The 16,762-nt window shown below is 67.6% G+C and carries 14 protein-coding genes; 10 read left to right on the top strand and 4 right to left on the bottom strand.

Going from position 1 to position 16,762, the window contains the following annotated elements; genetic code table 11:
- Positions 1 to 615 precede the first annotated feature (615 nt).
- Positions 616 to 1,827: a tyrosine--tRNA ligase gene (gene tyrS / locus ABH900_RS16725; protein WP_429624254.1), complete on the bottom strand. Its 1,212-nt coding sequence runs from the start codon at positions 1,825 to 1,827 to the stop codon at positions 616 to 618.
- A gap of 166 nt (positions 1,828 to 1,993) precedes the next feature.
- Between tyrS and ABH900_RS16720 the strand changes: the two genes are divergently transcribed.
- Together ABH900_RS16720 and ABH900_RS16715 are read left to right on the top strand one after the other, a co-directional pair.
- Positions 1,994 to 3,466 (top strand): peptidoglycan DD-metalloendopeptidase family protein, encoded by a 1,473-nt coding sequence (locus ABH900_RS16720; RefSeq protein ID WP_429624253.1) that lies wholly within the window; start codon positions 1,994 to 1,996, stop codon positions 3,464 to 3,466.
- A 65-nt stretch (positions 3,467 to 3,531) separates the two neighbouring features.
- Positions 3,532 to 4,659: an anhydro-N-acetylmuramic acid kinase gene (locus ABH900_RS16715; protein WP_429624252.1), complete on the top strand. Its 1,128-nt coding sequence runs from the start codon at positions 3,532 to 3,534 to the stop codon at positions 4,657 to 4,659.
- A gap of 45 nt (positions 4,660 to 4,704) precedes the next feature.
- On the opposite strand, the gene ABH900_RS16710 is transcribed toward ABH900_RS16715, so the two are convergent.
- The 3 genes from ABH900_RS16710 to ABH900_RS16700 all read right to left on the bottom strand — a co-directional run bounded on the left by ABH900_RS16710 (position 4,705) and on the right by ABH900_RS16700 (position 7,115).
- Positions 4,705 to 4,935: a hypothetical protein gene (locus tag ABH900_RS16710; protein ID WP_429624251.1), complete on the bottom strand. Its 231-nt coding sequence runs from the start codon at positions 4,933 to 4,935 to the stop codon at positions 4,705 to 4,707.
- A 78-nt stretch (positions 4,936 to 5,013) separates the two neighbouring features.
- Positions 5,014 to 6,318, bottom strand: a complete 1,305-nt coding sequence (locus tag ABH900_RS16705; protein WP_429624250.1) for an AmpG family muropeptide MFS transporter — start codon at positions 6,316 to 6,318, stop codon at positions 5,014 to 5,016.
- Positions 6,315 to 7,115 carry an exodeoxyribonuclease III gene (locus tag ABH900_RS16700; protein ID WP_429624249.1) on the bottom strand — a complete coding sequence of 267 codons (801 nt, stop codon included), beginning with the start codon at positions 7,113 to 7,115 and terminating at the stop codon, positions 6,315 to 6,317. The genes ABH900_RS16705 and ABH900_RS16700 overlap by 4 nt, the downstream gene beginning before the upstream one ends.
- Positions 7,116 to 7,277: 162 nt before the next feature.
- On the opposite strand from ABH900_RS16700, the gene pyrE reads away from it, so the two are divergent.
- The 8 genes from pyrE (at position 7,278) to ABH900_RS16660 (ending at position 16,719) form a co-directional block, all read left to right on the top strand.
- The gene (gene pyrE, locus ABH900_RS16695; protein WP_429624248.1) at positions 7,278 to 7,937 is read left to right on the top strand and encodes an orotate phosphoribosyltransferase; all 660 of its coding nucleotides are present in this window, start codon (positions 7,278 to 7,280) and stop codon (positions 7,935 to 7,937) included.
- Between the two features lie 19 nt (positions 7,938 to 7,956).
- Positions 7,957 to 8,625, top strand: a complete 669-nt coding sequence (locus ABH900_RS16690) for a hypothetical protein (protein ID WP_429624247.1) — start codon at positions 7,957 to 7,959, stop codon at positions 8,623 to 8,625.
- 173 nt (positions 8,626 to 8,798) lie between these two features.
- Positions 8,799 to 8,891 (top strand): potassium-transporting ATPase subunit F, encoded by a 93-nt coding sequence (locus ABH900_RS16685; RefSeq protein WP_005407770.1) that lies wholly within the window; start codon positions 8,799 to 8,801, stop codon positions 8,889 to 8,891.
- A gap of 12 nt (positions 8,892 to 8,903) precedes the next feature.
- On the top strand, positions 8,904 to 10,613 hold the full coding sequence (kdpA, locus tag ABH900_RS16680) for a potassium-transporting ATPase subunit KdpA (RefSeq protein ID WP_429624246.1): 1,710 nt from the start codon (positions 8,904 to 8,906) through the stop codon (positions 10,611 to 10,613).
- Positions 10,614 to 10,623: 10 nt separating this feature from the next.
- A complete protein-coding gene (gene kdpB / locus ABH900_RS16675) occupies positions 10,624 to 12,681 on the top strand; it encodes a potassium-transporting ATPase subunit KdpB (protein ID WP_429624245.1) in 2,058 nt (685 codons plus the stop codon).
- On the top strand, positions 12,678 to 13,328 hold the full coding sequence (kdpC, locus tag ABH900_RS16670; protein WP_429624244.1) for a potassium-transporting ATPase subunit KdpC: 651 nt from the start codon (positions 12,678 to 12,680) through the stop codon (positions 13,326 to 13,328). The genes kdpB and kdpC overlap by 4 nt, the downstream gene beginning before the upstream one ends.
- Before the next feature lie 36 nt (positions 13,329 to 13,364).
- Complete coding sequence (locus ABH900_RS16665) at positions 13,365 to 16,025, top strand: ATP-binding protein (RefSeq protein ID WP_429624243.1); 2,661 nt, start codon at positions 13,365 to 13,367, stop codon at positions 16,023 to 16,025.
- Positions 16,006 to 16,719 carry a response regulator transcription factor gene (locus ABH900_RS16660; RefSeq protein ID WP_429624242.1) on the top strand — a complete coding sequence of 238 codons (714 nt, stop codon included), beginning with the start codon at positions 16,006 to 16,008 and terminating at the stop codon, positions 16,717 to 16,719. The genes ABH900_RS16665 and ABH900_RS16660 overlap by 20 nt, the downstream gene beginning before the upstream one ends.
- Positions 16,720 to 16,762: the final 43 nt, after the last annotated feature.

The raw sequence follows: 16,762 nt of genomic DNA, 5'->3' as shown, positions 1-16,762 counted from the left end.
CAGGATCAAACTCTTCACTTAAAACTACATGATCCGAAGATCAAAATTTAAAGCTGCAGATGATTGATGCTGGCAACGTATCGCTTGCTTTAAAAACAATTAATAGTTGCTTGATCAAACGTCTGCAAGATGGACAATCATCCTTCCTGCAGGCGCCTTCACAAGATACCTGCGCATACTTTCAAAGATCAGGGGAAGTGGCCTCAGCGCCGCTCCCGTGTGCTGCGAAGTTTCCTTCGTAGCGAGCCGCCTATTATGCCAGACTTTTTCAGTCCGTCAACACCTTCGTTCGATCATCTCGTTCGGCGGTGGTAGGCGCCCTGTTGTCGCTGAAGCCCCTTGGTGGCGACCCCTGCGACGGGGGAGGAGAAGTATGTCCCCATCTGCATCATTTGTGAAGGGGGTGTGGCGATTTTTTCAACGGATGTTGCATCCGTTCATCCATCGCGCCCTGCGGGAGGATGCCGCGAAGAGCAGCCGAGCATGGCTATGCCGGGCGTCCTGCCCGGCCCCCCTGCGGGCCGTCGCAAGCGGCGTTGGCAACGGCTCCTGCCGTTGCCTTCGGCTCTACAAGAGCAGAAGCAGGGGCCGGCTGGCGCCGGCCCCTGCATGTGGTCAGGCAGCCACCAGGCGCACGCGGGCAAAGGTGCGCTTGCCGACCTGCAGCAGCCCCTCAAAGCCCGGCTGCAGCACCTGCTGCCCGTCTTCGACCACTTCGCCATCCACCTTGACCGCACGCTCCTTGAGCTTGCGGTTGGCCTCGGAGTTGCTCGGCGTCAGACCGGCGGCGGTCAGCAGCGCGGCGATGCGCAGGCCTTCAGCCGGAATCGCCACGTCCTGCAGCGGCAGCTGGGTGATGTCGCCCTGCCCGGTCACCGCCGCTTCCCAGCCGGCGATCGCCTGCTCGGCCGCTGCAGCGTCATGGAAGCGGGTCGCCAGTTCGCGCGCCAGGCGCAGCTTGACCACACGCGGGTTCAGGCCGCCATTGGCCACCTGCTCACGCAGCTGCACGGCTTCGACCTGGCTGATGTCGAACGACAGCAGCTCGATCCAGCGCCACATCAAGGTGTCGTCCACCTTCATGGTCTTGGTGACGATGTCGATGGCCGGCTCGCTGATACCAATGTAGTTGCCCAGCGACTTGGACATCTTGTTGACGCCGTCCAGGCCTTCCAGCAGCGGCATGGTCAGCACCACCTGCGGCTTCTGGCCGTGGTGTTCCTGCAGGCCACGGCCCATCAGCAGGTTGAACTTCTGGTCGGTACCGCCGAGCTCGACGTCGGCTTCCAGGGCCACCGAGTCGTAGCCCTGCACCAGCGGGTACAGGAACTCATGGATGGCGATGGACTGCTGGGCGGCGTAACGCTTGGCGAAGTCGTCGCGCTCGAGCATGCGCGCCACGGTGTGCTGGCCGGCCAGGCGGATCATGTCGGCCGCGCCCATCTTGCCGAACCATTCCGAATTGAAACGGACCTCGGTACGGCTGCGGTCGAGCACCTTGAACACCTGCTCCTCGTAGGTGCGGGCGTTGGCCAGAACATCGTCGCGGCTGAGTGGCTTGCGGGTCAGGCTCTTGCCGGACGGGTCGCCGATCATCCCGGTGAAGTCGCCGATCAGGAAGATGACCTGATGGCCGAGATCCTGGAACTGGCGCATCTTGTTCAGCAGCACCGTGTGGCCCAGGTGCAGGTCGGGCGCGGTGGGGTCGAAGCCGGCCTTGATCCGCAGCGGGCGGCCTTCCTGCAGGCGCGCACGCAGATCCTCGAGCTTGAGGATCTCGTCGGCACCACGGCCGATCAGGGCAAGGGCTTCTTCAATCGAGGACACGTGACTACTCCCGGCAACGCCGATTCTTGTGTGGGGTGTTAAAGCAAAGTTAACCCGATTGGCTTCACAAAAGCCAATGGGCACAAGGGTTTGACGCGGTTTTCTCAGGTGTCTATGGTAACCGGCGATCAAGCCCGCACTCCCGGCCGCCAGGAAAAAACCGCCGATGCACAATTCCGAACAAGGGCGCGCACGCAAGCAGCGCTTCCAGGAACGCCTCCACGTCCTGCACGACAACGCCCTGCATCGGAAGCTCAGGCAACACCTTCCCGCCGCCTTCAACGAGCGCTGGACCCGGCGCCATTGGATGCATGCCAGCCTGTTCGCGACCATCGGCGCCCTGGTGGCGACGATCGTCCCCGGCTTCTCGCACACCATCGACGCCCCCTACGCCGACAGCCATACCAGCCTGGCGCTGCCGTTGCCGCCGCTGACCATGGCCCGCCAGCAGCAGGTCCCCGGCGACAGCTGGCAGGTGCTGCGCGTGCAGCGCGGGCAGACCCTGAGCGATCTGTTCGACAAGGCCGGCATCCCGGCCACCACGCTGCACCGGGTTCTGGACCACCCGGGTGCGCGCGAGGCACTGACCAAGCTGCGCCCGGGCGCCGAGATCGCCTTCGATATGCCGCTGTCCGGTGACCTGCGCAGCATCCGCTTCGACCGCGACGACGAGAACCGGGTCGAGCTGAGCCTGGCGGGGGATGACATCAAGGAGAAGGTGTCCCGGCGCGAAACCTCCACCCGCACGGTGGTCACCAGCGGCGAGATCACCAGTTCGCTGTATGCCGCGGCCCGCCGGGCCGGGTTGTCGCCGTCGGCGATCGCGACGATGACCGACGACATCTTCAAGTACGACATCGACTTCTCCAAGGATCTGCAGCCGGGCGACCGCTTCAGCGTGGTGATGGACGAAACCTGGCGCGAAGGCGAGAGGGTGGACACCAGCAAGATCCTGGCGGCGACCTTCACCACCGGTGGCAAGACCTATTCGGGCTTCCGCTTTGACCGCAACGGCAAGTCCGAGTACTACGACATCAGTGGCCGTTCGCTGAAGAAGAGCTTCATCCGCATGCCGATCCCGTTCGCGCGGCTGAGCTCGACCTTCGGCGCGCGCAAGCACCCGGTGCTGGGCAAGATGCGCATGCACAAGGGCGTGGACTATGCCGCGCGCACCGGTACCCCGATCATGGCCGCCGGCGACGCCCGCGTGCAGTTCGCCGGCGTGCAGAACGGCTACGGCAACGTGGTGATCCTCGACCATGGCCGTGGCCACACCACCCTGTACGGCCACATGTCGCGCTTTGCGAACATCAAGACCGGCCAGCGCGTGGCGCAGGGCACGGTGATCGGCTACGTCGGCTCGACGGGCCTGGCGACCGGCCCGCACCTGCACTACGAATTCCGCGTCAACGGCGAGCATCGCAACCCGCTGACCGTGACCATGCCGCCGCCGGAGCCGTTGAAGGGGGCCGAGCTGGTGGCCTTCCGCGCGCAGACCGCGCCGGCGATGGCCCGCATCCAGGGCATGGAGAAGCTGATCTACGCCGATGCCAGCCCGGCGCCGACCAGTCGGGACGAGGCCGCACCTGAAGTAGCCAGCGCCAAGGACAAGAACAGCAGCGGCCGCAAGCGCGGCTGAGCCTCTGCGTTGACGAAGAAGGACGCGGCAGCCCAAGCTTGCCGTGTCCTTTTTTTATGCCTGCCATGAACACGACTGCCGACGCTGACGCCCCCCTGTACCTTGGCCTGATGTCGGGCACCAGCGCCGACGGAATCGACGCTGCGCTGGTGCAGTTCCCCGCTGGCGGCGGTTGCCGCTTCGTGCACGGGCTGACCGCCCGCTGGGAGCCGGTGCTGCGTGCACGGCTGGTGGCGCTGGGCGAAGGCGGGCCGCTGGACTCGCTGGAGGAACTGGGCGAGCTGGACGCCCGGATCGCAATCGCCTTCGCCGCTGCAGCCAACCAACTGCTGGCCGAAGCCGGAGTGGACCGGGCGCAGGTGCGGGCGATCGGTTCGCATGGCCAGACCGTGCGCCATCGCCCGCTGGCCGACCCGGCCTTCACCGTGCAGCTGGGCGACGGCAACCGCATCGCTGAACTGACCGGAATCACCACGGTGTGCGATTTCCGCCGCCGCGACGTGGCAGCTGGAGGCCATGGGGCGCCGCTGATGCCGGCCTTCCATCTGGGCATGCTGGGCACTGCCGATGAGGACCGCGCGGTGCTCAACCTGGGCGGCATTGCCAACCTGACCCTGATTCCGCGCGAGGGCCCGGTGCGCGGCTTCGATACCGGCCCGGCCAACGCGCTGATGGATGCCTGGTGCCAGCGCCACACCGGCTGCACCTTCGATGCCGACGGTGCCTATGCCGCCAGCGGGGCGGTGGACGAGCGCCTGCTGGCTGACTGGCGCGCGGACCACTGGTTCGACCTGCCGCCACCGAAGAGCACCGGCCGCGAACAGTTCCACCTGGCCTGGGCTGAAGCGCACATGGGCGAAGGCGAGTACAGCGCCGCCGATGTGCAGGCGACCCTGCTGGAACTGACCGTGGTGACCGTGGCCGACGCGCTGCTGGCGCAGCAGCCGCAGACCCGGCGCCTGATGGTCTGTGGCGGTGGTGTGCGCAACCGGCAACTGATGAAACGGCTGGCGGCGCGATTGCCTGGAGTGCAGGTGGAGTCCAGCGCCGTGCACGGGCTGGACCCGGAGTACGTGGAGGCGATGGGGTTTGCCTGGCTGGCGCAGCGGACGATGGATGGGCTGGCCGGCAACGTGCCGAGCGTGACGGGGGCCCAGGGCCCACGGATCCTGGGCGCGATCCATCTGGCGTGAGCGGTGATGAAGCCGCCGGGCCATGTCCGGCGAGCGCAGATCAGATCAATCAAACCCCTGCCCTGCTGGCAAGGCCTGCAGGGCGGCGATGGCATCTGAAAGCGCATCGACTTCGGGATTGCCGAAACCGGAACGGACCTCCAGCTCACTGCTGAACAACCCCTGCTCCAGCAAGGCGGCGCAGGTCTGTTCGTGGGTCCAGCCGCGGGCGACCGCGACCCGTCGGATGCGTTCCAGCAGCAGCGGGTCAAGGTCCCGCAGCACAACGTCGGCCATGCTCACTTCCCCGTTCGCAAGGCACCGCCCCCTCGGCGCGTCGAGGGCGATGATCCCGCAGACCGGGCGGACAGGCAATCAGGCGACCGGTGGCGGCCCGCGGTCGGCGATCCGCGGCCACAGCCAGACCAGCAGCAGCAGGGTTGGGACCACGGTGACCGAGCTGAGGATGAAGAAGGTGCTGTAGGACGTGGCTTCGACGATGTAGCCGGACACGCCACCGACGAACTTGCCGGGCAGGTTGGCCAGCGACACCAGCAGCGCGTACTGGGTGGCGGTGAAGTTGCGGTCGGTGAGCGAGGACATGAAGGCGACCAGCACGGTTCCGGCAAAGCCCTGGAACAGGTTGTCGGCACTGAGCGCGGCGTAGAACGCCCACAGCTTGCCCGGGTTGTGCGCCATCAGCAGGAACGCCAGGTTGGACAGCGCCACGCCCAGCGCGGCCACCAGCAGCATGCGGCGGAAGCCGAACGCGGCCACCGCGATGCCGCCCAGGAACGCGCCGCCGATGCCCATCCAGACGCCGAACAGCTTGGAGACCGTGGCGATGTCGGCCTTGTCGAAGCCCGAATCGAGGTAGAACGGCCCGGCCATCACGCCGATCACCTGATCCGGGAACTTGAACAGGCCGACGAAGGCCAGCAGCACCAGCGCCAGCGCAATGCCATTACGGGTGAAGAAGCTGGTGATGGGCTGGACGAAGGCCTCGGCGACATCGATGCGACGCTGCACGGCCGTGGCCGGACGCTCCGGTTCGGCGCACAGCAGGGTGGTGACGATCGGCAGCAGCATCAGCGCCGCCATGGCCAGGTAAGCGACGATCCAGCCTTCGAACTGGGCCAGGTACAGCGCACCGGCACCGGCCAGGATCAAGCCGATCCGATAGCCGAGCGTATAGGTGGCCGCCAACGCGGCCTGGGCGGCCTGCGGGGCGATCTCGATGCGGTAGGCATCGACGGCGGAGTCCTGGGTGGCACCGGCGAACGAGGCCACCAGCACCCAGGCCACCAGCGGCCAGACCCCCTGCTCGGGCCGCACGAAGGCCAGCGCGACCAGGCCGACCAGCACCATCGCCTGCGACACCAGCAGCCACGAACGGCGGCGGCCGAGCCCGCCCAGCAGCGGGAAGGCGTAGCGGTCCAGCAGCGGTGCCCACAGGAACTTCAGCAGGTAGAAGAAACTGGCCAGACTGATCAGGCCGATGCTGCCCAGGTCCAGGCCGACATCACGCAGGCGCGTGGACAGCGTCTGCGAGGCGATCAGCAGGAACGGCAGGCCACTGCCGAAGCCCAGCATGGCCATGGTCAGCGCCGACGGCGTACCGAAAGCACGCTTGATCCCCGCCCAGCCCTTGTAGCTGACCGGCGTGCCCGCCTCGGTCACAGGTCGTAGTCCACGGTGAACGGGGCGTGGTCGGAGAAGCGCTCGTCGCGGTAGATCGAGCAGCCGCGCAGGCGGTCACGCAGGCCCGGGGTGATGAACTGGTAGTCGATGCGCCAACCGACATTGTTGGCGCGCGCCGCGCCACGGTTGCTCCACCAGGTGTAATCCTCGCCGGTGGGATTGAGCAGGCGATAGGCGTCGGCCCAGCCGCGACCGGCGGCAAGATCGTTGGCCTGGCCATGGTCGGCGCACAGGGCGTTGAGCCAGTCGCGCTCCTCCGGCAGGCAACCGGAGTTCTTCTGGTTGGACTTCCAGTTCTTGATGTCCAACGCCGAACGGACGATGTTCCAGTCGCCGCACAGCACGTAGTCACGGCCGCTGCGCGCCCATTCTTCGAGGATCGGCCGCAGCCATTCCATCACTTCGAACTTGAAGCCCTGGCGCAGATCACCCGAGCTGCCGGACGGGATATAGAAGGAGACCACGCTGAGGTTGCCGAAGCGCGCCTCGATGTAGCGGCCTTCATCATCGAACGGCGCCCAGCCCAGTGAGGTGATGACCTCATCCGGCTCGCGCTTGCTGTAGATCGCTACGCCGCTGTAGCCCTTCTTGGTGATGGCATCGCGGTAGAAGCAGTGGTGGCCGTCAGGGCGGAACATCGGGTCGGTCAGCTGATCTTCCTGGGCCTTGGTTTCCTGGATGCACAGGACGTCTGCGTCCTGGGCACGGAACCAGTCGAGAAAGCCCTTGGTCGCGGCGGAACGGATGCCATTGGCGTTGAAACTGATGATGCGCATGCGGGGGACCTGCGGCGGGAAACCGGGCAAGCATACCGGTTGCCCGCAGGGCTGCGCAGTCTGCCGGGCGTGGCCTGGATGGCCTTCACAACGGCCCGGACGAGCGCGAAACGCCCAGCTGGATTAGGATTTGTGCTCCAAATGAAGATGAATCGAGTTTTGATGAGCGACCACCGCCACCGTTTCCTGCAGCTGGCCCTGACCGCCGATGCCCTGCGCTTCGGCCAGTTCACCCTCAAGTCCGGCCGCCTGAGCCCCTATTTCTTCAACGCCGGCCGCTTCGACTCCGGTTCGCTGCTGTCCCAGCTCGGTGCCTGTTACGCCGACGCCATCGATACCAGCGGGATCAAGTACGACGTGGTGTTCGGCCCGGCCTACAAGGGCATCCCGCTGGCCACCGCGATGGCCTGTGAGCTGGCCCAGCGTGGGCGCGACCTGCCGCTGTCGTTCAACCGCAAGGAAGCCAAGGCGCATGGCGAGGGCGGCCAGTTGATCGGCGCCGACCTGAACGGCAAGCGTGTGCTGATCGTCGATGACGTGATTACTGCCGGCACCGCGATCCGCGAAGCGCTGGGCATCATCCGCGCCGCCGGCGGCACCCCGGCCGGCATCGTGGTGGCGCTGGACCGGCAGGAGATCGCCTCGGAAACCGACCGTCGTTCGGCTGCGCAGTCGGTCGCCGAAGAAGCCGGTATTCCGGTGATCGCCGTCGCTTCGCTGGCCGACCTGCTTGATTTCGCCTCCGGCAACCCGGAGCTTGTGGGGTACCGGCAGCCGCTGGAAGCCTACCGGGCCCAGTACGGCGTCCGTTCGACCCGCTGACCGACCCAGGGGAAAGGTCATGTCCCGAGTTCCTGCTGTTGTCCTTGCCGGCCTGCTGTTGGCCGTGCCGTTCACCGTGCCGGCGCAGTCGCGCGACAACGGCAAGGTGGAAAAGAAGCTGTATTGCTGGAACGAGGGCAAAGAGCGGATCTGCAGTGATTCGCTGCCGGCCGATGCGGTCAACCATGCCCGCGAGGAGTTCAACGCGAAAAGTGGCCTGCGCAATGCGCAGGTGCAGCGCGCGTTGACCGACGAGGAACGCGCCGCTGCCAGCACCGTGGCGGCGCAGCAGCAGCTGGACCTGATGGCCGAACAGACCCGCCAGCGTACCGAGCAGGCGATGCTGTCCACCTATGGCAGCGAGGACGACCTGCGGCGGGTGTTCGCCGAGCGCCAGGAAGTGCTGGACAACAACCTGAAGACCGCCGAGTACAACGTCACCAGCCTGCGCGAATCGCTGGTGGCGCTGCTGTCGGCCGCCGGCGACCGTGAGCTGGCCGGTGGCAAGGTGGCCGACAAGCAGGCCGAGGCGATCCGCCAGCGGCATGTGCAGCTTCAGGCGCAGCAGCGCCTGCAGGCCGGATTCCTGCAGCAGCTGCAGGCGCTGAAGGCCGAGATCGACAGCACCCTGCAGCGCTATCGCGAACTGAAGGGGCTGGCACCGGTGGCAGCTGCACCGGCAGGCTGAGGACACTCCGGCCGCCGGGCATGGCCGGGCGCTACCCGGGGCGCGGTTACGGGTTGGCCGACCGAATTTATGCACTCTTTACGCGTCGGCCCGGTCCGGCGCGTAGTGCGTTTATGGGTGGCAGGACGACGATGGCGGCCTGAGGTGGAGGGGTTCCACCAGGACGCAATGCAATGTCCCCCTGGCTGTCGTTGTTGTGTGGCGTGCTGGTGCTGGTCGCCGCCGCCTATCTTCTCTATGTCGTGCTGCGGCCCGAGTCGTTCTGAACGGAGCCTGCCATGACTGAGATGCTTGTCATTCTTGCCGCCAGCCTGCTGCTGGCGTTTCCGCTGGGCCTGTACCTGGCGCGGGTGATGCGCGGCACGCCGATGAAGATCGACGTGCTGTTCAACTGGATCGAAAAACCGCTGTACAAGGTGTTCGGCGTTGATCCGTCGCGCGCCATGTCCTGGCGCGGCTACGTGCTGGCCTTCGTGCTGAGCAACGTGGTGGTGGCGGTGCTGACCCAGGCCGTGTTCATGACCCAGGCCTGGTTGCCGTTGAACCCGGACCAGATCCCGAACATGCGCTGGGACACCGCGCTGCACACGATGATCTCGTTCCTGACCAACACCAACCAGCAGCACTATTCCGGCCAGGCGCAGCTGTCCTACTTCTCGCAGATGACCGGTATCACCGGCCTGCAGGTGGTGACGCCGATGATGGGCCTGGCGCTGGCGGTGGCCACATTGCGGGCGTTGTTCTCGCGTGCGCCGCAGGCTGCGTCGGCCAACGGTACCGGCGATGACCGCCAGGTGGCGGTGGGCAACTACTACGTGGACGTGGTGCGCCTGTGCGTGCGCTTCCTGTTGCCGCTGTGCCTGGTATGGACGCTGCTGCTGACCAGCCAAGGCGTGCCGTCGACCATGGCCGGCGGCCCGCAGGCTACGCCGATCGATGCCAGCGCCGGCATGGCCCAGCAGAAACTGCCGCTGGGACCGGTGGCAGCGATGGTCGCGGCCAAACAGCTGGGCGCCAATGGCGGAGGCTGGTACGGCCCGAACAGCAGCTTCCCGCTGGAGAACCCGACCCCGGTCTCGAACATGCTGGAGGTGATCGGCATCCTGCTGGTGCCGATGGCAGTGATCTTCATGATCGGCGCGTTCACCGGCCGCCGTCGCTTCGGCGCCCTGGTGTTCAGCTGCATGTTGGGCATGTCGCTGCTGTCCACCGGCGCGATGATGTGGAGCGAGGGCCATAGCGCCAGCGCCGCCACCCCATTGCTGATGGAGGGCAAGGAAGTGCGCTTCGGCGCCGATGGCACCGCGCTGTGGGCGGCGGTGACTACCCAGGTCTCCAATGGCTCGGTCAACGGCATGCACGATTCGCTGGCACCGCTGAGCGGTGGCATCGCGATGGTCAACATGCTGATCAGCGCAATCTGGGGCGGCATCGGCTGTGGCCTGCAGCAGTTCATCGTCTACCTGCTGCTGGGCGTATTCCTGGCCGGGCTCATGACAGGTCGCACGCCGGAGCTGTTCGGCCGCAAGCTGGAGACACCGCAGGTGCGCCTGCTGGCCCTGCTGGTGCTGTTGCAGCCGATCACGCTGCTGGTGTTCACCGCGATCACCCTGGCCGTGCCGGGCCTGGCCGGCACCTCCAACCCTGGCTTCCATGGCATCAGCCAGGTGTTCTACGAATACGTCTCGGCCTATGCCAACAACGGTTCGGGCTTCGAGGGGCTGGGCGACGCCACGCTGTGGTGGAACCTGAGCTGCTCGCTGGTGCTGCTGCTGGGCCGCTTCCCGCTGCTGGTGATCCCGCTGGTGGTAGCCGCACAGCTGGCCGCCAAGCGCCAGGCACCGGAATCTGCCGGCAGCCTGCAGATCGAAACCCCGACCTTCGCCCTGACCCTGGTCTCGGTGATCGTCATCCTGACCGTGCTGCAGTTCATGCCGGCGCTGGTACTCGGCCCGATCGCCGACCACCTGAGCCTTGGACTGCACTGAGGACACCGCAATGAGTACCCACGCAAGTTCAACCCGTAGCTCCCACGCCCCACGCCCTGCCCTGCTCGATGCGGCCGGCCTGCGCCGCGCACTGATCGAGGCGGTGCGCAAGCTCTCGCCGATGCACCTGGTCCGCAGCCCGGTGATGGCGGTGGTGATGGCCGGCACGATCGTGGCCGCGATCATCACCCTGACCGGCAATGCGCCGCTGGGCTTCGGCCTGGCCGTCACCGCGATCCTGCTGGTGACCGTGCTGTTCGGCAACTTCGCCGAGGCCGTGGCCGAAGCGCGCGGCCGTGGCCAGGCCGCGTCGCTGCGGCGTGCCCGCCAGGACCTGGTGGCACGCCGGCTGGCGGCCCCGCATCCCGGCGCCGCCGAAGCCCAGGTGCCGGCCGCTGAGCTGCGCCCGGGCGACCACGTGATCGTCAGTGCCGGTGAACTGGTCCCGGCCGATGGCGAGATCGTGCAGGGCCTGGCCACCATCAACGAAGCGGCCGTGACCGGTGAATCCGCACCGGTGCTGCGCGAGGCAGGCACCGATCGTTCCGGTGTGATCGGCGGCACCAAGGTGCTGTCCGACCAGATCATCGTGCGGGTGACCGCCGAGCCCGGCCACAGCTTCCTGGACCGGATGATCGCGCTGGTGGAAGGTGCCAACCGGCAGAAGACCCCGAACGAGATCGCCCTGACCCTGCTGCTGGCGGCGATGACGCTGACCTTCCTGGTGGTGGTGGCGACGCTGCCAGCGATCGGTGCGGCGGTCGGCGTCAAGGTCGATCCGCTGCTGCTGATCGCGCTGCTGGTGTGCCTGATCCCGACCACCATCGGTGGCCTGCTGCCGGCCATCGGCATCGCCGGCATGAACCGTGCGCTGGCCGCCAACGTGCTGGCCAAGTCGGGCAAGGCGGTGGAAGTGGCCGGTGACGTCGACGTGCTGCTGCTGGACAAGACCGGCACCATCACCTACGGCGACCGCCAGGCCAGCCACTTCCATCCGTTGGCCGGCATCGACGCCAGCCAGCTGCGTGAAGCGGCGTTGCTGTCCTCGCTGGCCGACCCGACCCCGGAAGGCAAGTCGATCGTGCGCCTGGCACGCGAGCAGGGCTGTACCACTGCCGAGCCGGACCAGGCCGAGTACCTGGCCTTCAGCGCACAGACCCGCATGTCCGGCGTCGACCTGGAGCACGGGCGGCAGATCCGCAAGGGTGCCGCCGATGCCATCCGCGCCCATGTGCAGGCGCTTGGCGGCAACGTGCCGGCCGAGCTGGCAGGTCGTGTCGACCAGGTCGCGCGCAATGGCGCCACCCCGCTGGTGGTGGCCGAGGGCCGTCATGTGCTGGGCGTGATCGAGCTGTCGGACGTGGTCAAGCACGGCATGCGTGAGAAGTTCGCGCAGCTGCGGGCGATGGGCATCCGCACGGTGATGATCACCGGTGACAACCCGCTGACCGCCGCCGCCATCGCCGCCGAAGCCGGTGTCGACGACTACATTGCCGAGGCACGCCCGGAAGACAAGCTGGCCCGCATCCGCCAGGAGCAGGCCGGTGGCCGCCTGGTGGCGATGGTCGGCGACGGCACCAACGACGCCCCGGCACTGGCCCAGGCCGATATCGGCCTGGCAATGAACTCCGGTACGCAGGCGGCCAAGGAAGCCGGCAACATGGTCGACCTGGATTCGGACCCGGCCAAGCTGTTGGCCGTGGTGGAAGTGGGCAAGCAGCAGCTGATCACCCGCGGCGCGCTGACCACCTTCTCGCTGGCCAACGACGTGTCCAAGTACTTCGCGATCCTGCCGGCGCTGTTTGCCGCTGCCGTTCCCGCCATGGCCGCATTGAACGTGATGCAGCTGTCGAGCCCGCGCAATGCGGTGCTGGCGGCGCTGATCTTCAATGCCCTGGTGATTCCCGCCCTGATCCCGCTCGCCCTGCGTGGCGTGCGCTTCCGCCCGGCCACCGCCACCGCGCTGCTGCGCCGGAACATGCTGGTGTACGGCCTCGGCGGCGTGCTGCTGCCGTTCGCGGCGATCAAGGTGATCGACCTTCTTCTTGTCCTGGTATTCGGCGCATGAACCGTTCTGTCTCCTCCTCTTCTTCCCTTCCGCGCGAACAGAAGGCCGAGGCCCGTGTGGCCAGCCTGCAGGATGGCGCCAGCTGGCGCCCGGCGATCGGCCTGGGCCTGGCTACCCTGCTGCTGGCTGGTGCAGTCTACGCCGGCATCGCCACCGGCTTTGCCGGCCTGGCGTTCCCGACCCAGGCCGAAGGCAGCCTGCTGCGCGATGCCAACGGCCAGGTGCGCGGCTCGGTGTGGCTGTCGCAGCCGTTCAGCAGTGATGGCTACTTCCAGGCGCGGCCGTCGGCGGCCAACTACGACCCGATGGCGGCGGCTGGTTCCAACATGGCGCGCAGCAACCCGGCCCTGGCCGAGCGCGTCGCCGCCAGCACTGCTGCGGTGGCCGCGCGCGAAGGTGTCGCGCCGGCGCAGGTGCCGGCGGACCTGGTCACCCAGTCTGGCGGCGGGCTGGATCCGCAGCTGTCGCCGGCAGCGGCCCAGCTGCAGATCGCGCGTGTGGCGCGGGCCCGCGGCCTGCCGGTGGAACGCGTACAGGCACTGGTGCAGGCGCATACCGAAGGTCGCCAATGGGGCGTGTTCGGCCAGCCGCGGGTGAACGTGGTGACGTTGAACTTCGCGCTGGACCACGCGGCCAAGGCACCGTGATGCGGGACTGCACCAGCTGCGCGCACAATGGCGGCCATGACTGACCTGCGTACCCGCCAGGCCGATGCCCTGGTTGAAGGCCTGCAACGCGAAGCCGGCGGCAAGCTGACCGTTTTCCTCGGCGCGGCGCCCGGCGTGGGCAAGACCTACACCATGCTGACCCGCGCGCAGGAACAGCTGCGCCGCGGCGTCGACCTGGTGGTCGGCCTGGTGGAAACCCATGGCCGCGCCGATACCCAGGCCCTGCTGGAGGGCCTGCCGCAGCTGCCACTGAAGGCGGTGGACTACCACGGCCATACCCTGCAGGAGATGGACCTGGATGCCGTGCTGGCACGGCATCCGGCGCTGGCGCTGGTGGATGAACTGGCCCACCGCAACGCACCGGGCAGCCGCCACGAGCGGCGCTGGCAGGATGTGATGGAGCTGCTGGACGCCGGCATCGACGTCTGGACCACGGTCAACATCCAGCACCTGGAAAGCCTCAACGACGTGGTGATGCGCATCACCGGCGTACGCGTCAGCGAGACCGTACCGGATGGCGTGCTCGACCGCCTGCACGACATCGTGCTGGTCGACCTGCCGCCGCGCGAACTGATCGCACGCCTGCAGCAGGGCAAGGTCTATGTGCCCGAACAGGCCGCGCAGGCACTGCAGGCGTTCTTCTCGCCGGCCAACCTGACCGCCCTGCGCGAACTGGCCATGCAGGAGGCGGCCGACCGCGTCGACAGCAGCCTGCGCGAAACCCGTGCCGCGCGTGGCGAAGGCAATCTGCCGCTGCGCCGTGGCGTGCTGGTGGCCATCGACGGCGGTGGCCAGAGCGAATACCTGGTGCGCGTGGCACGGCGCATCGCCGAACGCCGCGACGCGCCGTGGACCGTGGTGACCGTGCAGGGCCGGCGCCAGGATGAGGCGACCCGGCGCGAGATCGATGCTGCGTTCGCGCTGGCACGGCGGCTGGGCGGCGATGCCGAACTGCTGCACGGCTCGAGCATCGCCGATGCCCTGCTCGATCACGCCGCACACAACGGCGTGTCGACCCTGGTACTGGGCCGCACCCGCGAGCGTCCACTGGCACGGATGTTCAACCGAACCCTGACCCAACAGCTGATCCAGCGCGGCGCACATTACGAGATCACCATCATCAGCACCCCGCAGGCACGTGCGCGCTCGCGCCGCGAGGGCCTGCGGCCACCGATGCGCGGCATCAGCCACGAGCCGGTGCAGGCGTTGATCGCCACCGCGCTGGCGTGCGCGGTAGCGTGGCTGGCCGAGCGCTGGGTGGGCATGGCCGACCTGTCAATGGTGTTCATCGTGGCGGTGGTGCTGGTGGCTGCACGCACCCGCGCCAGCGTGGCGGTGATGGCGGCAATCCTGTGTTTCCTCGCCTACAACTTCCTGTTCATCGCGCCTCGCTTCACCTTCGCCATCGGTGCGCGCCAGGGCGTGATCACCGTATTCCTGTTCCTGGCTGCGGCACTGGTAGCCGGACGCCTGGCCTCGCGCCTGCGCATGCAGGTGATCGCGCTGCGTGCCGCCAACCGCCACGCGCGTGCACGCCAGCAGCTGGGCCGGCAGCTGGCCAGCGCGGCCGGCAATGGCGAAGTGGCGCAGGCTGGACGCCAGGCGCTGGAGCAGGCCATGGACGTGCCGGCCTGGCTGCGGATCGGCACCGACACCGCCGCGGGCGGCCGCAGCCAGCCCGGCGACACCGACCTGGCCGCCGCCGACTGGGCATTGCGCCACGGCCAGTCCAGCGGCCGCTTCACCGATACCCTGGCCGGTGCACAGTGGTGGTTCCTGCCGCTGCTGGATGGCGAGGACCGCGCGATCGGCGTGGCCGGCCTGTACCTGCCCGGCGCACAGGCGCGCCTGCTGCCCGAGCAGCGCCAACTGGCCGAGGCGATGGTGGATGACATCGCGCAGGCCGCGCTGCGCACGCGGCTGGTCGCCGAACTGGAGCAGGCACACGTGAGCAACGAGACCGAGCGGCTGCGCTCGGCCCTGCTCTCGTCGGTGTCGCATGACCTGCGCTCGCCGCTGGCGGCGATGATCGGCTCGGCCGACAGCCTGGCCAGTTACGGCGAAGCGATGGACAGCACCGACCGCCGCGCGTTGCTGGACACCATCTTGGTCGAGGGCGAGCGGCTGGACCGTTACATCCAGAACCTGCTGGACATGACCCGTCTGGGCCACGAAGGGCTGAAGATCAACCGCGACTGGATCGGTGTGGACGAGCTGATCGGCTCAGCGGCGCGGCGCCTGCAGCGCTACCAGCCGAAGGTGCGGCTGGAGCTGGACATTCCGGCCACGCTGGCACCGATCTGGGTGCATCCGGCGCTGGTTGAGCAGGCGGTGTTCAACGTGATGGAGAACGCTGCCAAGTTCTCTCCGCCCGAGGCTGCCGTACAGGTGCAGGCGCGCGAGCTGGACGGCCAGCTGCGCATCGACGTGATCGATGCCGGCCCGGGTATTCCCGATGACGAACGTGCGCGCATCTTCGACATGTTCTACAGCGTCGAACGCGGCGACCGCGGCCGCCACGGCACCGGCCTGGGCCTGACCATCTGCCAGGGCATGATCGGCGCGCATGGCGGCAACGTACAGGCGCTGCCCGGACGCGACGGTCGCGGTACCCTGATCCGCATCACCCTGCCCCTGCTCAAGCCAGCCTCCCACGATGAGCCCGACTCCGATTGATGCCAGCGTGCCAGCCGCGCGCGTGCTGGTGATCGACGATGAAACCCAGATCCGCCGGTTCCTGGACATCAGCCTGCGCGCGCAGGGCTACCTGGTGCGGCAGGCGGCGACCGGCCAGGAAGGCCTGCAGCTGGCGGCCAGCGAGGACATGGATCTGGTCATCCTGGACATCGGCCTGCCGGACATGGAGGGCCACGAGGTGCTGGAACAGCTGCGGCAATGGAGCCAGGTGCCGGTGATCATGCTGACCGTGCGCGCCGGCGAGGCGGAGAAGGTCCGCGCACTCGATACCGGGGCCAATGACTATGTGACCAAGCCATTCGGGACGCAGGAACTGATGGCGCGGGTGCGGGCGCTGCTGCGCACCCGCAGCGTGCCAACCGATGGCACCCCTCCCGTGTTCGACGACGGCCACCTGCGTGTGGATCTGGTGCGCCGCGAAGTGGCGCTCGATGGCGAGCCGGTGGCGCTGACCCGCAAGGAGTACGCGCTGCTGTCGCTGCTGCTGCGCAACGCCGGGCGCGTGGTGACCCAGCCGCAGATCCTGCAGGAGATCTGGGGCCCGACCCACCAGCACGACACCCACTACCTGCGCATCCTGGTCGGCAAGCTGCGGCACAAGCTGGGCGATTCGGCGCTGGATTCGCGCTACCTGTTCACCGAACCGGGCGTGGGCTTGCGGTTCAAGGGGTGAAGGCGTGCCGACCAACGGTCGGCGCCCACCGTGCGGGGATGAA

This window comes from Stenotrophomonas sp. AN71 (assembly GCF_050435725.1).
GTDB lineage: Bacteria > Pseudomonadota > Gammaproteobacteria > Xanthomonadales > Xanthomonadaceae > Stenotrophomonas.
Note: the sequence above shows the minus strand (reverse complement) of the source record. Positions and strands in the feature narration are given on the sequence as shown.

What these genes read in the sequence shown, in the direction of transcription:
- ABH900_RS16720 (WP_429624253.1), top strand. Translation starts at nt 1,994, where the DNA reads ATGCACAATTCCGAACAAGGGCGCGCACGCAAGCAGCGCTTCCAGGAA.
- ABH900_RS16715 (WP_429624252.1), top strand. Translation starts at nt 3,532, where the DNA reads ATGAACACGACTGCCGACGCTGACGCCCCCCTGTACCTTGGCCTGATG.
- ABH900_RS16710 (WP_429624251.1), bottom strand. Translation starts at nt 4,935, where the DNA reads ATGGCCGACGTTGTGCTGCGGGACCTTGACCCGCTGCTGCTGGAACGC.
- ABH900_RS16700 (WP_429624249.1), bottom strand. Translation starts at nt 7,115, where the DNA reads ATGCGCATCATCAGTTTCAACGCCAATGGCATCCGTTCCGCCGCGACC.
- pyrE (WP_429624248.1), top strand. Translation starts at nt 7,278, where the DNA reads ATGAGCGACCACCGCCACCGTTTCCTGCAGCTGGCCCTGACCGCCGAT.
- ABH900_RS16690 (WP_429624247.1), top strand. Translation starts at nt 7,957, where the DNA reads ATGTCCCGAGTTCCTGCTGTTGTCCTTGCCGGCCTGCTGTTGGCCGTG.
- ABH900_RS16685 (WP_005407770.1), top strand. Translation starts at nt 8,799, where the DNA reads ATGTCCCCCTGGCTGTCGTTGTTGTGTGGCGTGCTGGTGCTGGTCGCC.
- kdpA (WP_429624246.1), top strand. Translation starts at nt 8,904, where the DNA reads ATGACTGAGATGCTTGTCATTCTTGCCGCCAGCCTGCTGCTGGCGTTT.
- kdpB (WP_429624245.1), top strand. Translation starts at nt 10,624, where the DNA reads ATGAGTACCCACGCAAGTTCAACCCGTAGCTCCCACGCCCCACGCCCT.
- kdpC (WP_429624244.1), top strand. Translation starts at nt 12,678, where the DNA reads ATGAACCGTTCTGTCTCCTCCTCTTCTTCCCTTCCGCGCGAACAGAAG.
- ABH900_RS16665 (WP_429624243.1), top strand. Translation starts at nt 13,365, where the DNA reads ATGACTGACCTGCGTACCCGCCAGGCCGATGCCCTGGTTGAAGGCCTG.
- ABH900_RS16660 (WP_429624242.1), top strand. Translation starts at nt 16,006, where the DNA reads ATGAGCCCGACTCCGATTGATGCCAGCGTGCCAGCCGCGCGCGTGCTG.